Here is a 17,000-nt window from a genome sequence, read left to right as displayed (position 1 = left end):
TTTATATCGCTTTTCTTAGTTTTTTGTAGAATTCTTCTTCTAAATCTGCAATATGAAGCATACTTTTAGAAAGTTCATTGTAAATATTACTTTTAGAATTACGATTTTTGTAAACTCTTGCAATATCCACAGCAAAATCTCTCCAAAGATCACCAATTGCAGTAATCTCTTTGGATAGTTCCTTCAGTTCATCATTTTTTAAGATCACCGATGCTTCTTGTAAAAATGCTCCATAGATAAACCTGAATCCACCGCCACCTGTACCAATTTCTTCTTGCATTCTTATGAGCTGACCTAGATAATGGTTGGTGACTTTAGTACCTTTTTTCTCTGCCCATTTAGGGATATTTTTGGCTACCCATCGCATTGCTTTTACCCCAATCAGAGGGATTGGAGCAAGCATATTTTTGCAAGTATCCTTGATGCCTTTTTTTATAGCTTCTTCCAAATGTACATCAGACGGAATATGAGTTGGGAAGTACATATGTCCTTTTGGCGCCAATGCACCTTTTGCATATCTCACTTTTTCCAATTCCTCTTCAGAAAGTGTGGTGGTGAAATCCATTACAGGATCACTTATAAGGAAACGTCCATTTTCCTTACCATAGACCACGAGGTTGTGTGCATTGAAGTGAAATTTATATTCTTCAGGAAAATACGTCAAGTTGAAAACTCCCACTTGTAAACCTGTAGGAATATTATTTTCTAAATTATTTTCTAAAGCAATTTGAGCTTCTTTAGGATTAGAAAATTTCATTCTTTTTATCTTGATACCCAAACGTTTTGCTGCTTTGGTAAAAATGGTTCCTGGCATGGGTCTATAACTAAATCCTGGAGCAAAATTGACCTTTAAAAATGGAAGGTAGACAAAAAATAATCCAGAGCCAATACCAAAAATCATGGGTTCGCTTAGTTTTAATCCTTTATTGAGCAATAGATTAGAGGCAACACCATTTTCGCAATGTGCCGTTTGGTGATGTTCGAAATTTAATTTCATGATTTTCCGTCGAAATTTTTTAGTTCTTCTACTGAGATTCCAAAAGAATCTGCATATTTTTTTAGTGTAGAATCGTTGAGGGTTTTAAATGTTTTGGGTTTAGCATGCCTTTTTACCGTCCATTGCCACATCCCAACATATGATGCGAGGACACCAAAATCCATCTTGTTGAGTTCCATAAAATAGATGATAGGGCTGACCTTATTATTGGCAACATCATCCTTTGCTTGTTGTATTCTTTCGTTAATAAGTTCCAAAGATTCATCTAATGCCAATTTCTTTACATCCCATCCAATACTATTAGCAGTGGTATAGTTATCATTTTCATCAGTCACATACACCACTTCGGTCATGTTGGCTGATTTTAAATTACTTTCGTCTTGCGGAATATCTTGTCTTTTCACCTAGAAAATGTTGTGTTTAGTTGATATGATGCAATATACATCATACTTTAAATGACTCTTATAAATCATGGTGCTAAATTAATAAAATTACATCACATAGCGCTCAAACCAAGATGATAGTATGGGCAAATAATGGGGAATGATATTTAGATTAACCATAATAATGCCAATATAGTGTTTTCAATGTATAATAATAACTCATTATTATAACTAATCACCATTTGCATTAGACTTATCTTATTTTAATACATAAACTAAATTTCTACTATACAATTCTATTATGAAGAAAGTTTTTATATCTCTTTCATTGTTTATGATGGTCAGTGCTATGGCGCAAAAATTTGACACTCAAAATGTAACAGATCCGTCAGGTTATACCTATGAAACAGTGAAAAATGATCAATCTGGAGTAAGAGTCTACACTCTGAAAAACGGATTAAAGGTTTACTTAGCAAAAAACGAAGATGCACCAAGAATTCAAACATATGTTCCTGTAAGAACGGGTTCTAATAATGATCCTAGTGATAATACAGGTTTGGCTCATTACCTAGAGCATATGGTTTTCAAAGGAACTTCAAATTTGGGTACACAAGATTGGGCAAAAGAGAAAGTAATTCTTCAGCAGATTTCAGATCTTTAGGAAAAGCACAAAGCAGAGAAAGATCCAGAGAAAATGAAAGAGTTGTATAAGCAGATTGATCAGGTTTCTCTTAAGCTTCAAAGTATGCCATTGCGAACGAGTACGACAAAGCTATTTCTTCTTTGGGTGCCACAAGAACCAATGCACATACATGGTTGGATGAGATGGTATACAAAAATAATATTCCTTCTAACGAACTAGAAAAATGGTTGAAGATAGAAAAAGAACGTCTCTCTGAATTGGTTCTTCGTCTTTTCCATACAGAATTAGAGGCTGTATATGAAGAATACAACAGAGCACAAGATAATGAAAGCCGTTTGGTAAGTTATGTTTTAAACTCTGCTTTATTCCCTAAACACCCGAACGGACAACAAACAACTATTGGAACATCAGAACACTTGGAAAAACCCTTCTATGTTGGCTATTCATAAGTATTTCGATACGTATTATGTCCCTAATAACATGGCGGTGGTTTTGGTTGGAGACTTAGATTTTGATAAAACTATACAATTAGTTGATCAGTATTTTGGAGCCTTCAAATACAAAGAGCTTCCAATGAAAAAAAATGGTATCTGAAGAACCCATGACTCAAGTGGTAAGTAGAACCGTAAAAAGTCCTTCAACTCCAAGAATGTCTATGGCTTGGAGATCAGATTCGTATGGAACTAAAGAGGCTAGATTGGCATCTATGGTGGCAGAAATCCTTAGCAATAATGGTGATGCTGGTTTGATAGATTTAAACATAAGTCAGAAACAAAAAGTATTGAGTGCTGTCGCTTACGAATCTCCTTATAAAACCTATGGAGCCTTCAATCTAACGGCTGTTCCAAAAGAAGGACAAAGCTTTGATGAGGCCAAAAAATTATTGCTAGATCAGATAGATTTAGTAAAAAAAGGTGAGTTTCCAGATTGGATGCTGAAGGCTATTGTTAATGATATGAAAGTACAAAGAATGAAAGGTTGGGAAACTGCTAATGGACTTGCTACTACACTTTACAATACTTAAATCAACGATGGAACTTGGCAACAAGAACTAGAAGAGATCAACGAGTATGAGAAAATTACCAAAGCTGATATTGTAAAGTTCGCGAACGATTTCTTTAAAGATAACTATGTAGTTGTGTACAAAGAAAAAGGAGTGAATGATAAATTGGTACGTTTACAAAATCCTGGGATTACGCCTATTAAACTAAACAGAGAAGCACAATCTCCATTCCTTAAAGATATTTTGGCGACAAAATCAGGGGATATTACGCCTCAGTTTGTAGATTTTAAATCTGCAATTGCTACTTCTGAGATATAAGATAAAAAAGTAAGTTTTGTAAAAAACAAATACGACGAAGTTGCCCAAGTAAACTACATTTTCCCGTTCGGGACAGATAATGATAAAGAATTGAGCCTTGGTGTAACGGTATTGCAATATCTTGGGACAGATAAGTACACACCAGAACAACTGAAAGAAGAATTCTACAAAATAGGTATTTCTAATAACTTCAGAACTTCGAATGACCAAACAATCATCACTCTAAGTGGTTTGGAAAGCAATATGAAGAAAGGAGTAAAATTGCTCAATCACTGGTTGACCAATGTAAAAGCTGATAAAGCAATTTACGACCAAACAGTGAAAACAATCTTAGAATCTTGAGAAGTTGGTAAGAAATACAAAACCAGAATCATGGCAGCATTGTCTAACTATGCTAAGTATGGTAAAGATTCTAGAATGACGGATATCATTTCTAAAGAGCGTATGCAAAGCATTAATGTAAACGATCTAATGTCTAAAATAAAAATGCTAAACCAATTCCCTTATCAGATTTTCTTGTACGGACAAGATCAAAAAGGATTGGAAAAAGTGTTGAAACCTTTCGTAGTGGCTACAAAACAACAGCCTGCAGCTGCCAAAGTATATGCAGAGCCCGCTACAGCAGGTAAAGTGTACTTCACAAACTATGATATGATACAGATGGAAATGGCTAAAGTAGCAAAAGCACAAAATGTGAATCTTGCCAATTTTGGGAAGATCAATGTTTTCAACGAGTATTTCGGGCGTGGTTTGTCTTCTATTGTTTTCCAAGAAATCAGATATAGCAAATCTTTAGCGTATTCTGCGTATGTATCTTATGCTACCGCTTCAGAAAAAAATCATCCAAACTACGTTACCAATTATATTGGGACACAAGCCAATAAATTACCTCTAGCAGTAAGTGCAATGAGCGATCTAATGGCAGATTTTCCGCAGATTCCTGCACAGTTCGAAAATTCTAAAGGGTCAGCTTTAAAGCAAATTGCCTCAAACAGAATTAATAGAACCAATATTTTCTACAACCAATTGGCTCTTAAAAAATTAGGAATCGACTATGATTTTAGAAAAGATGTATATGCAGAAATTAAAAATTTGAGTTTACCTCAACTTACAAGTTTCTACAATGCAGAGATCAAACCATTACAGTATAATACCGCCATCATCGGGAAAAAAGAAAACCTGAATATGGAATCCATTAATAATATGGGAGAATTTCAGGAGGTTACTCTGGAAGATATCTTTGGGTACTAAATAACTTCTCAATTATATTATTTTTACAGTGGGGCAGCAATGCTCCACATTTTTTTTGTTTAAATTTAAATATAAAAAAAGCACAGAAAATATCTGCGCTCATCCTTATTTTTCGATAAAAAGAAAATATTACTTCCTCTTTTTATATTTCAGTTGTACCAAAAGATAAATCTCGTCTTTTTCTAGATCATTAGTCCAAGTGCGCTCTACTACGAGAGCATTGTCATATAGATAAAGGTCTTCCATATTGTTATAATATTCTATTCTCTCTGCGGTGGCATATTTAAAAAATGAAATCAAATTTACCTCATCACCCACTTGTGGCGCTACTGGGAATTCTACAGATTTTTCGAATTCAAACTCCACATCATATGAATAAAATCTTACTTTAACGCTCATATTTTATTTTTACCAAATATATAAAAATTATTATCGGTGTTACTCAAAATTTTCGGAGCTCAAAATTTGAGAATCATCCAATAAAAAAAAGTCAATCCCTATAGAATATAAGGATTGACGGTATAATAGAATATCAATAAGGTTATAAAACCTCCTGAATAAACAGGTTGATATCTGCTTTGATGAGCAAAATATCGTTGCAAAAGCTTTCGCAGAGTACATTACAACTATTTTCGTACTGAGAAACGAACGTTGCTTTGGATATAATAGTATCTCCTACCTTTGGTAAAGAGAAAACTTCAATCTTTTTGATATTGGTAATAAAACCTATCAATTTGGTTTCGGTATTTTTATCATTAAAAAAATTTTGTCCAAAAATTGAAGAACATGTTTGTGCAATATTTTCTACCAATCCAGCTTCCACAAAGAAACCATTATGTACGAAGATATTATCGGAGGTTATCAGAAAAGAGGTTTCTACATTTTGCTGTGTTAACGTAAGAATAAGGTCTACCATTAGCATCGGTTCACGATGAGGTAAGAAGTTCTGAATATTCACCATTTGACGTTCCTTCAATTCCATTATTGCTTATTTTACAACGGTTTTCATTTGCGATTTGGCAATGATATTATCATTTACTTTCGTAGTAATTTCTACCAATGTTACTCCCAACATTTCGTTGAGGATGCTTACTTCAGAAACTAATACATCTCCAATTTTTGGTAAAGCCATTGCTTCAAAAGATTTGATGGCGCCAATATATCCAGTAGGAGCTGGTTTTCCCAAGAGATAATATTTGTAGCCTGTATGTAAAGCCACACTTTGTGCCTGATGTTCTATAAGTCCGGAAGCTTGAAAAATGCCATTTTGTAAAAATATGTTGTCATCTTTAATTACAAAACCAGAGGTTAAATTTTCTTCGGTGTAGGCAGAAATAGCACTTACCATCACAAAAGGAAACTTCTGTGGGATCAAACTTTCGATAAAAGCAATATCACTAGTTGGTAATAGGTTCTCCATCGCTTATACTACTGTTAGTAAGGCACAAGAATAGGCGAATCTTCCACTTTCTGGTACACAAAGAAGTACTTTTTCACCTTTCTTCAATTTTCCAGAGTTCATCAGCTGTTCTACTGCAATATAGATAGATCCAGCACCAATGTTTCCTACTTCAGATAGGTTATAGAACCATTTTTCCCATGGGAAATCTAAGCCTACGTTGGCAAACTCATCTTTCAATCCTTCTTTGAAGTATCCAGAAGAAATGTGCGCCAATACATGGTCTATAGATTCTGGATCCAAATTGTGCTTATCGAAAGAAGCTCTAAGGCTTTGTGCACCTTTCTTTAAAATATATTGATCTAAAATTTTGGTATCTTGTTTTAGCGCGAAAATAGATTGTTTCAACCATTCGTCTGATGGATAATCTGCCCAAGATTTCAGGCTACCATCTTCTTGTTTTTCGCAACCAGAATACATACAAGCTTCAATTTCGTGCGCATAAGAATAAAAATCTATAAACTCTACGCGCAAAGAAGTTTGGTTTTCTCTAGGTTTGTTTTCTAATAAAAATGCACCCGAACCATCAGAAAGCATCCATCTTAGGAAATCTCTTTTGAAAGCAATGATGGGCTTTTCTTCTAATAGTTTTAAATTTTCTGCCTCATGATCGAATTTATCTGCCGTCATCCAAGCAGAAAATCTTTCGGAACCTGTACAAACTGCATTTTCTTTTACGCCAGCTTTTACTGATAAAAAGGCATAATTGAAGGCATTCATACCAGCATTACAAAGTCCCATAGAGGTGTTTATTTCTATAGAATTTTTAGTATTCAGTTGACCATGTACCATGGAGGCATGAGATGGCTGTATCTGGTCTGCAGAAGTTGTACCACAAGAGAGCAATTGGATGTCATCTTTGGTGAAGTTTTCATCTAGTAAACCTTCTATAGCATTGGCTGTAATTTCTGCATTGGTATGAGTGGCCTTACCGTTTTTGTCTAAGGCATAGTACCTAGTTTTTATTTGGTTATTTCTTAGGATAAGAGCTCTAGCTTTAGAAGGTGTATCATTCACCATCCCAAGATAGTTTTCCATTTCGTCATTAGAAATCGGTTCATTAGGCAAGTATGTGGATGCCTTTGTTATAAATACTTCGTTCATCTTCTATTTGATATTAATTCCTTGAAAATATTTTTTCTGTTTTTGTCTTTTAGACCATAGTAGTGGAGCTGCCAATATATGAAAAACTAGCACTATGGGCGATACAATCCATATGGCAGTCATCAAATATACTTTAAAGAATTTTATTAGCAATGGCCGTTTTTCTTTTTTCTTCATAATAAGACGAGACCAAACGGTGAAAATTTTGTTTCCTACTTTCTCTACTCTTACTAAAAATGGTCTTATTTCTACCGCATCATTTTTTACCAAATCGGGCTGCAAATCTTCTAAAGTATTTTGGCTAAAATGCTTTTCTATAATGTTCCCAAATTTTCCTGCTCCTGCAATTTCTTCATCTGATACTCCTGCTGCGGGTAAAATTCCTGTTTTCTCTTTTTTTCCTGTGGATAGCCAATTCAGGATGGTAAGTACACTGGTATAATTATCGTGTCTGTCTACCAATGCTATATTCCCTACCAGTTTGGCTTGCATTTGCTTAATGTATACCTTCAGTTTTTCCTGAGATAGCATCCACATATTTCTAGTGCCAGAGATAGTAACAATTGGCGTGCCTTTCAATATATTTTCGGCATATCCACTTTTTAAAAATGAAATAATTGGGATAGAAGGAGTGAGATACCATACCTGATACCCAAATAAAATGAGATCGAATTTTTGATTTAAAACCTCTATCGGCGGCGGCAAAATCTCGCTAGGGACCTGCAAATAGGATTCTGGAAAGGTATTATAAAATACATCTGAAGGCCATGGAAATGGGAAATCTTTTTTTAGCTTGATATTGTAATAAGTAACTTTGTATTCGTCTTTTTTATCTTCAAAAGGTTTGGCTATATTTTTTACAATATCTTCTAGCTGACCTGTTTGAGTATAATAAATGACGAGTATATTTTTTTGCATTATGTTTTTTTGTTATAATTAATAAAAATAAGAATTTATTTTTTACGTTTCAATATCTTGAGTTGTGGAGAAGCTGATTCTACTTCATAATCTATATCACATAGAGCAAAATTTGCTTCATGCATTAAAATGATTGTATTGGGTAGATGTAGATGTGGTAAAACCACATTGGCTTTAGAGACGAGGAGTATATCTACCTTTTTTTGAAAATTACTAATGTCTTCTATATATACTATCTTTCTTCTATGTACCAAATAATTATTTTCGGCGACGGCTCTTTTATCTTTATCTTGGATGGAACTATATATTTTTCTTCCTGCTTCCTGTAGTGTCAATAGTACATCTATTTGCCCATAGTCATCTGCAATATGCAGTATAGATGCAGTTTTCCCGATGTATTTATTTAAACTAAAATAAAGCGATTTGTTTTTTTCGAAATCAGATTTTACTTCTTTTACTACTTCATTTTCTTTGTATAAGAAACTTAAGAATAATTTGTTTTTAAAATAATTTTCATCTTCTATTTGTTCACGTAGTAGAGAAAATTCATCTCTGAAATAAGCATTTATCTTTTTAGATCTTTCGGTGTAGCTTTTTCCGAATGATGCGTCGTCTTTAGAAATTCTATCACCTACTTTCACAGTAATGCTTCCATCGTAGATATTGAAATCTCCCTTTGGTAAAACTTCAGAATTCCCATGAATATAAATAGGTAAAATATCCAAACCAAATTGTTCTGCCAAATAGAAGGCACCTTTGTGAAACCTCTTTACTTCATTGGTATAAGATCGTTCTGCTTCGGGGAAAACCATAAGAGAATATCCTTGTTCTATTTTCTCCTTCAGTTTTTCTTTGCCGTTTTCTATTCCTTGAGAAACAGGGTAGAAGCCTAGAGATTTTACCAATTTACCAAATACTAGAGATTCATATACCCAATCATTCACTAAATAGACTACTTTATGTGTTGCCATTGCTATTGCCAACGTATCCAAAAATGAGGTGTGGTTGGCAATGATAATAGCAGGTTTGCTGAAGTCTTCATTTTTATTCCAAATTACTTTCTTCTTTACAGAAGGCACTGTATTTAATACTGATTTTAAAAATTTAGCAATAGTACGTTTTATAGAATCTAAATTTTTTCCTTTCGCTTTATTAATGAAAAAATGTCCGAAAAATGAAAAAACCAATCCGCCCAAACCATAATAAATGAAAGAAAAAATGGTTCTAATAAGTAACCAAAATGTGATGGGAGATAATCCCTTTTTAGCTCTATTGATAATCAAAAAGCGAAACCAGAATGGATAAAGAGTAGAAGTAATGATAATTACAGAGAACATTCCTATAAGTGCAACTAAAGCCAAAGAGTGTAATGCGGGGTGTTTCGCGAATACTAGAGAACCTATGGATAATATAGTAGTGATAACGGCTAACATAATAGAGGTACGGTAAGTAGGAAGTTGATTTTTGCCTATCGTATGCTCTTTTTGCATGGCTTGCGTGAGGAAAATACTAAAATCGTCGCCAACGCCAAATACCAATGTGCATACTACCGTACTAAATATGTTCAGTTCTAATCCCAAAAAGTACAAACTTCCTGCGGTAACTATACCTGTAAGTACTATTGGAAACATGGTAAGCATAGTAAGTTCGAAATTTCTAAAGAACAAAATGATGGTAAGAAGTATCGCCAATAGAGAATAATTGATGAGTGTGTTGAAATCTCTCTTTAGTAATCCTAGGAAAGTTTCGTTCATCTGCTGACGATCGATGGCTACTACATCTGTATTTTTTTCTACCGCTTTTATAAAATCATCTCTTTTACTTTCATCAACTTTTACAACATTAGAAACAGTATAAAATCCATTTTCCTCACTTAGAAACTCTGAGATTTGAAGTGCTTCTATTTTTTCATAATCTTTTATAGAAAGTGGTACGTAATTTTTATTAATATTAGATTTGAATTCATCAAAAGCAGACGCGTTAAAACTGAACTGATTTCCGTAAGAAACCAATGCTGAAAGAGTTTTGTTTTTGGTATCATCATTCCAAAATTGTTTCCAACGTTCATAATTCTTCTCTTGGTCTTCTTTTGATAAAACAATATTGCCTATCGAATTGTAATTTAAAATTTTACCTTCTTTTTTTTCTCGTTCCAAAAATTTGGATAACGAAGAATTTTTAGACAAAGCGTCATTTTCAGAGTTACCGTATGAGATTGTATAGACCGATTTTGACGTTATATCTGATAGTTTAGCCAATTTGGCTTCACTTATTTTCAGTTCGTTGGGAATATAGTTGAGTTTGCCAATATCTTCATTAAAGCCTACATGACGAAATCCAAACAAACACGCTATAATGATAATAGAGCAACCAATTATTAAGGGTCTTTTTTTCTCATAAGGATAAGATCCTATTTTATCTATAAAATTAATGTTGGGCGTAGATGATTTCTCTTTGGGATGATATAATTGTGGAACAATAATCAATGCAAATAATGCAGAAAATATAACGGTGATCGCTGCAAATAGTCCTAAATCCTTTAGCGCCTCTGAACGTACTAAAACCAAGCACAAAAATGAAACTGCTGTGGTAATACTACTTAATATTATCGGCTTAGTAATTTCTTTATAGAGTTCTTCTATGTTATTATTATGCTTGTAATGGGTAAGTATATGGAGCGCGTAGTCTATAGTAATGCCAACTAATATAGCGCTTACACTAAGAGATATTGCAGATAATTTGTCTTTAATAAAGTACAAAACCAATAAAGCCATTAATACCGAGAAAACGGTAGGTAAAAAAACAATAATAGGTGTAAATATATTTTTGAAATAATAAATAAGCAAAGCCAAAAGTAAAGACATGGATATTATAACTGTATGTTGGATGTCCTTTTTTATCTGTTGGGCATTGGCAACTGCAATAATTGGCGATCCAAAATAGCTAATTTCGGTTTTTCCTTCATACGTATTATTTAGTTCATTTTTTATTAGGTTGAGTTCATCTACAAAGTATTCATTGCCTTTTGTGTCGTTACTTTTATTTTTAGGCTTTATGAAAAGAAGAAGATTCTTTCCGTCTTTAGAAACAATATAATTATCCTCTAGTTTGAAATCTTTGGAAATATGGAGTGCATTCAGTTTATTCAATCCTAAAAAGGCAATTCCTAAAGGATCTTTTTTTATAAATTCTTTGGTTACCAAACTGGTAGGTGACACCAGTGAAGTATAATTATTTTCTACCTGCTTGGCAATGCTATCCTTAGATAACTTCCTACTGATGATTTTATAATCATTATCATCTAAGAAAAGAGGCAAATTTTGGTTTACAAAATCGAAAGTGGTAGCTATCTCTTCATCATTCACTTTACCTTGGACCTTGCTGATGTACTTTTTCAGAGGTTCCGTTTTATGTAAAAATGCATCAGCTGTCTCGGATAAATGATAACTCTCTTCCGTAGATTTTTTTTCTATAATAACAATTATTTTATCCGAAAAATTGAGTTGTTTTAGAACCTTCGCAGTAAGATCTGATTTCTCACTTTTGGGTATTATTTGATTAATATCTTCTTCAAATTTAATTTTAGATGCGAAAAAAAGACACAAAACTGCCAATCCAAACGCAAAAATTAGTGTAAGTATTTTGTTTTTTTGAATTAAATAATATAAATGTATGAAAAATTGGTGCATGAAAAATTTAATTTCAAGATTGCAAATTTAGATTTTTAGGAATAAGATAGAAACTTTTGGATCATAACTTTTCATTGAAAATCAATAAAATATTACTTTTATAATGAAAAAATTCTTTTACTTTTGCAGAGTTCCCTTTTTTAATAAAATAAACACAAATATTCATAACAGTTAGTGAACAAACTTTGTATGCTTAACAGACCTGATGAAAGAATTAATCTATTTTTATTTGTAATACTCATTCCGCTCTTATTATTCGGGATGGTATATTATGGATTTGAATCTTCTTATACTCGACTAAAAACCTCGGAAAGACCGCCCTCTTTTTTGTTTACCTCCGTGTATTCTTACCGTGTAATACCCAATTACCTTAGCGTTTATATGACGGATTTGGTAGAAATGGTTATTCAAAATTTTAACCTTAAAATAAAAGCATTTCTCGCCAAGAACGGAACTCCTTTTTACCACGGATTATTTCTAATGAATAGTTTTTTTCTTGTTCTCACATCTCTTATTGTCAAAAAGATAATGGGTTTGAGCCCGAGTGAATGGATGATTTCAGAAAAAACTAAAAGATGGATACATCTTATCATCGTCTTTTTTATCGTTATTACACAATACGCGCCTACCAATTGCGATACAATGGCACTTTGCTGCTATCTACTCGCCATATATTGGAGTTTGAAATATGTTTACACCCAGAATTCTTTATTTTTTGTTGCCTTACTCATTCTCATCGTGTTTTCTACGTTGGTAAGAGAGACAGCATGTCTTAATATTGCTTTTTTTGCTGCTATCACTATTAATTTTACTGAACTTAAAAAAGGAAAACTGGGAACGATCTTGAAAATTATCCCACTCGTCATTGCATTTCTGTTTCCTTATTTAGGCTTAAGATATTTTATGAGTAGCGATTCTACAACCTTTGTAGAAGGTTTTTATATCGCCCAAAATTTTTCTAGCCCATTTAATCTAGCTGGACTTTTATTTGCGTCTATTGTATTTTATTTTATTTACCAACAGTGCGAAGAAAAGAGCAGTAGAATTGTTATCTTAAAGTACTTATTTTTTTCTTTGCCCTATCTTTTGATGATTACTTTGGTTGGATTGTATTGGGAAGTCAGACTATTTCTCCCTCTTATCATCACATTTATTTTGGTAGCAAGCCATCAATTTAAAACTATATCCAAATAAGCCATGAGTTTATTACATCCTTACTATCTTATCGCCATTGTGTATATGCTGTTTTTCAGTGTACAAGAAGTGTTTGGCAATAAAGTTGAGAAAAAATACTTTTGGTTTCTAGGTATATATTTAATGATTGTAGCAGGTCTTCGTGATGAAGTAGGTCCCGATTATGGAAGCTATCGCGGGATCTATCGTTATTCTGATACCAACGAGTACATCAATATATTCTTGAAGGCCTTACACATAGAAGGCTCCGAAAATGTAGATATAGAGTGGTTATTCGCATTGATTAATAAGATCTTGATTAATGTGTTTAATGCACCATTTTATATGCTGACTTTTGTGATCGCTATTCTTGCAATTTTTTTTAAGATTAAATATACAGATGATAACACCTTTTATCCTTTCACATTTACCTTGTTCATGTTTATTCCCAATTTTTTTATTGGAGAGAGTGGGCAGATCAGGCAAAATTTAGCAACGTTTATTATCTACTTTGCCATCCGATATATCAAGGAGCGCAAACTATGGCATTATCTCTTCTTCGTATTCATTGCTTCTGGTATTCACAATGTTTGTTATCTATTTTTACCCATGTATTGGCTAGCTCGTGTTCCCTTGAGCAAATCTACCATGGTGCTTTTGATCATAGGATCCATCATTGCTTCGCCTTTTGAGGTATATAGAGTATTTGGAGATTTCCTTACAAATATGACCTCAGACAGTATGTTGGTAGAGGGATTTACTGGATATATGGATGAGTCCGCAGAGCGACTGAATGGAGGTTTTGGTATCCCCGAAGTGTTGATGATGATTATCACTTTCTTTTTGTTCGCATTCGATACAGAAATGGAAGAGAAATATCCGTACTATGAGTATCATAAAGTGTATGCTGTCATTGGAATTTGTTTCTATTTCATCTTTAGAAATAATCCCATATTTTCTTCTAGATTGGCAGGTGCTTTCATTGGCTTTTCTTATATCATCATCATTAATGCAATGTATGTTGTTTCGGAAAGTAGAAAGCGTCTTATCTATGCCTTCCTTATTTTTATGTTCTTATTTAATTTTGTGGTATTTTCTACTTTTTCAAATATTACAAGAGGGAGATTTACTTACGATTTATACCAAAATTTCCTTTTACCATAGCATTTAATAAGCATAATAAAGAAAAATTATTGATATATAATCTGCTTTAAATTTTGGATTAAAATATTTGCATACAATGAAAAATATAGACTGTAGACTAAATAAAGTAGGCGCATAAAAAGCTATATAATAAAAAAGCTTTACTTTTGCAAAAATTTTCAGATGTCGAAAAATTTAGTAATCGTCGAATCACCGGCAAAAGCAAAAACCATTCAGAAATATTTAGGAAGCGATTTTGATGTGAAATCAAGCTTCGGACACATCCGAGATTTACCTAAAAAAGGAATGGGGATAGATCTTGCTACATTCAGCCCAGATTATGAAGTTTCTGCCGACAAAAAGAAACTCGTAACAGAACTAAAATCTGCAGTAAAGAAAGCCGACATGGTGTGGCTCGCTTCCGATGAAGACCGTGAAGGTGAAGCCATTGCTTGGCATTTGGCAGACGAACTAAAACTAAAACCAGAAAACAGAAAAAGAATTGTTTTCCATGAGATTACTAAAAATGCGATTCTAAAAGCTATAGACAATCCCAGAGATATAGACCAAAACTTAGTCAATGCACAACAAGCTAGAAGAGTATTAGATAGAATTGTTGGGTTTGAAATGTCTCCAGTTCTTTGGAAAAAAATAAAACCAGGTTTATCTGCAGGTAGAGTACAATCTGTAGCCGTAAGATTGGTGGTAGAAAGAGAAAAGGAAATACGCGAGTTTAAACCAAAAGTTAGTTTCAAAGTAGAAGGCATATTCCTTAATGCAGACCAGCAAGAAATTGCTTCCAAACTTAAAAAAGATTTCGAAAAAGAAGATGATGCAGAAAAATTTTTGGAAGTTGCTAAATCTACAGAGTTTAAAGTATTAAATGTAGAAACAAAACCTGGATCTCGTACTGCTTCTGCACCTTTTACAACCTCAACGCTACAGCAAGAAGCTTCATCTAGACTTGGATACAACGTCACCAACACTATGCGTCTTGCACAAAGATTATACGAGGAAGGATTTATTACCTATATGAGAACCGACTCGGTAAACCTATCTCAGGAAGCAATAGAAGGCGCCAAAAAACAAATTTTATCTGAATACGGAACAGAGTATTCTTCTCCTAGAAATTATACTACAAAATCGTCCTCAGCGCAAGAGGCTCACGAGGCAATTCGTCCTACAGATTTTTCTGTAAAATCTATCGGAGATGCCCAACTTAGTAAGCTTTATCAATTAATCTACAGAAGAACACTAGCTTCTCAGATGGCCAATGCCAAAATTGAGAAAACAGTGATAGAAATTGGAAATGCAAAACTTCCACAACAATTTGAAGCACATGGTGAAGTTATTATTTTCGAGGGTTTTCTAAAGGCTTACGGTATTGTAAAAGCGGAAGATGAAGATGAGGAAAATAATGAAAAACTTTTGCCAAAAGTAAAAGTAGGAGAAATATTAGAATATAAAAAGATAACAGCTACAGAAAAATTCACCAAGCCGAGTGCAAGATACACGGAAGCTGGATTAGTAAGGAAACTTGAAGAATTGGGTATCGGTAGACCTTCTACATACGCACCAACAATTCAGACAATCCAAAATCGTGAATATGTAGACAAGAGAGAAATAGAGGCTAAAACGCGTGAGGTCGTAAAAATCACTTTGGCAAAAAATGCCATTAAGAAAGAGCTTCTTCAAGATAAATATGGGGGCGACAAAAACAAGTTTGTACCTACGGATATCGGTGAAGTGGTGAATGATTTCTTGATAGACAACTTCAAAGAAATTCTAGATTATGGCTTTACGGCTAGAGTTGAACAAAGTTTTGATGAGATTGCCCATGGAGTACAGCAATGGAAGGAGATGATGACTGCCTTCTATTCCAAATTTCATCCAAGAATTGAGGATGTAGAAGAAAATGCCGACCGTGCCAATGGAGATAGATTATTAGGCATAGACCCGAAAAGTGGTAAAAACGTACACGCAAGAATTGGTAGATTCGGGGCAATGATACAGATTGGAGAAGTAGACGATGAAGAAAAGCCAACTTTTGCTTCGTTGATGCTTGGTCAGAACATTGCTACTATCAAACTAGAAGAGGCATTAGAGTTATTTAAATTACCATTCGAACTAAATGCATTCGAGGATTTACCTGTTGCAGTGGGCGTAGGAAGATTCGGACCGTATGTGAAATGGGGCGATACTTTTATCAGCGTCCCCAAAGGCGAAGATCCTCTTTCTATCGATCAAAAGCGTGCAGAGGAAATCATTGCGGAGAAAAAAATAGCTGATGCACCTATTGCTTCTTATAAAGGTGAACCCATTACCAAAGGTACAGGGAGATTTGGTCCTTTTATCAAGTATAAAAGTATTTTCATCAATGTTCCGAAAAAGTATAATTTTGATAATCTTTCTCAAAATGATATTAACGAGTTGGTAGATGCCAAATTGGAAAAAGAAGCCAACCGTTATATCCAACAATGGGAAGCTGAGAAAATTTCTATAGAAAATGCGAGATGGGGCCCTATTGTTAAACATGGTAAAAACATCCACAAGATCCCTAAAAAGAAGGATGATACCAAGTATGAAGCAGACGAGCTAAAGGATATTACCCTTGATGAGGTGAAAAAGTGGATCACAGCGCAAGATCCTAAAGCTTTTGCAGAGAAAAAGAAACCCGCAGCTAAAAAACCTACTACAAAAAAGACAACAACGACAACTAAAAAAGCTCCAGCTAAAAAGCCAGCAGCTAAAAAATAGAAGTTCATTATATTGCACTCTCCCTTTTATAAATGAAAAGGGAGATTTTTTTTGTTTTAAACTCGACCTTAAAAATAATAATAAAATATATTGATGGTGTAGGCCTATTCTTATTTTTATGGTTCGTCTATACCAAAATCCTATATTTCGGTAGAAAATGAG

11 protein-coding genes and 1 pseudogene are annotated in these 17,000 nt (G+C 33.8%); 4 read left to right on the top strand and 8 right to left on the bottom strand.

Annotated elements, in window-relative coordinates; all coding sequences use genetic code 11:
* Position 1: 1 nt before the first annotated feature.
* Entirely contained in the window at positions 2-997 is a 996-nt protein-coding gene (locus ACKI42_RS11700; RefSeq protein ID WP_407405636.1) for a BtrH N-terminal domain-containing protein, read from the bottom strand.
* The gene (locus ACKI42_RS11695; RefSeq protein ID WP_407405634.1) at positions 994-1,401 is read right to left on the bottom strand and encodes a hypothetical protein; all 408 of its coding nucleotides are present in this window, start codon (positions 1,399-1,401) and stop codon (positions 994-996) included. The genes ACKI42_RS11700 and ACKI42_RS11695 overlap by 4 nt, the downstream gene beginning before the upstream one ends.
* A gap of 280 nt (positions 1,402-1,681) precedes the next feature.
* Between ACKI42_RS11695 and ACKI42_RS11690 the strand changes: the two are divergent.
* A pseudogene (locus ACKI42_RS11690) lies at positions 1,682-4,595 on the top strand (M16 family metallopeptidase).
* 129 nt (positions 4,596-4,724) lie between these two features.
* On the opposite strand, the gene ACKI42_RS11685 reads toward ACKI42_RS11690, so the two are convergent.
* The 6 genes from ACKI42_RS11685 to ACKI42_RS11660 all read right to left on the bottom strand — a co-directional run bounded on the left by ACKI42_RS11685 (position 4,725) and on the right by ACKI42_RS11660 (position 11,690).
* A complete protein-coding gene (locus ACKI42_RS11685; protein ID WP_407405632.1) occupies positions 4,725-4,994 on the bottom strand; it encodes a hypothetical protein in 270 nt (89 codons plus the stop codon).
* 142 nt (positions 4,995-5,136) lie between these two features.
* Entirely contained in the window at positions 5,137-5,577 is a 441-nt protein-coding gene (locus tag ACKI42_RS11680) for an ABC transporter permease (RefSeq protein ID WP_407405630.1), read from the bottom strand.
* 6 nt (positions 5,578-5,583) lie between these two features.
* Positions 5,584-6,015, bottom strand: a complete 432-nt coding sequence (locus ACKI42_RS11675; RefSeq protein ID WP_407405628.1) for a hypothetical protein — start codon at positions 6,013-6,015, stop codon at positions 5,584-5,586.
* 3 nt (positions 6,016-6,018) lie between these two features.
* A complete protein-coding gene (locus ACKI42_RS11670; RefSeq protein WP_407405626.1) occupies positions 6,019-7,158 on the bottom strand; it encodes a beta-ketoacyl-ACP synthase III in 1,140 nt (379 codons plus the stop codon).
* Between the two features lie 3 nt (positions 7,159-7,161).
* The gene (locus ACKI42_RS11665) at positions 7,162-8,076 is read right to left on the bottom strand and encodes a dialkylrecorsinol condensing enzyme DarA (protein WP_407405624.1); all 915 of its coding nucleotides are present in this window, start codon (positions 8,074-8,076) and stop codon (positions 7,162-7,164) included.
* A 35-nt stretch (positions 8,077-8,111) separates the two neighbouring features.
* Positions 8,112-11,690, bottom strand: coding sequence for an MMPL family transporter (locus ACKI42_RS11660; protein ID WP_407405622.1), 3,579 nt, complete (start codon positions 11,688-11,690; stop codon positions 8,112-8,114).
* A gap of 264 nt (positions 11,691-11,954) precedes the next feature.
* On the opposite strand from ACKI42_RS11660, the gene ACKI42_RS11655 reads away from it, so the two are divergent.
* The 3 genes from ACKI42_RS11655 (at position 11,955) to topA (ending at position 16,838) form a co-directional block, all read left to right on the top strand.
* Positions 11,955-12,959, top strand: coding sequence for a hypothetical protein (locus ACKI42_RS11655; protein ID WP_407405620.1), 1,005 nt, complete (start codon positions 11,955-11,957; stop codon positions 12,957-12,959).
* 3 nt (positions 12,960-12,962) lie between these two features.
* Positions 12,963-14,102, top strand: coding sequence for an EpsG family protein (locus ACKI42_RS11650; RefSeq protein ID WP_407405618.1), 1,140 nt, complete (start codon positions 12,963-12,965; stop codon positions 14,100-14,102).
* Between the two features lie 162 nt (positions 14,103-14,264).
* Entirely contained in the window at positions 14,265-16,838 is a 2,574-nt protein-coding gene (gene topA, locus ACKI42_RS11645; RefSeq protein ID WP_407405616.1) for a type I DNA topoisomerase, read from the top strand.
* Positions 16,839-17,000: the final 162 nt, after the last annotated feature.

It is taken from the genome of Chryseobacterium sp. (assembly GCF_045629545.1).
In the GTDB taxonomy this organism is placed as follows: Bacteria; Bacteroidota; Bacteroidia; order Flavobacteriales; family Weeksellaceae; genus Chryseobacterium.
This window is presented reverse-complemented; position numbering and strand designations above follow the sequence as displayed.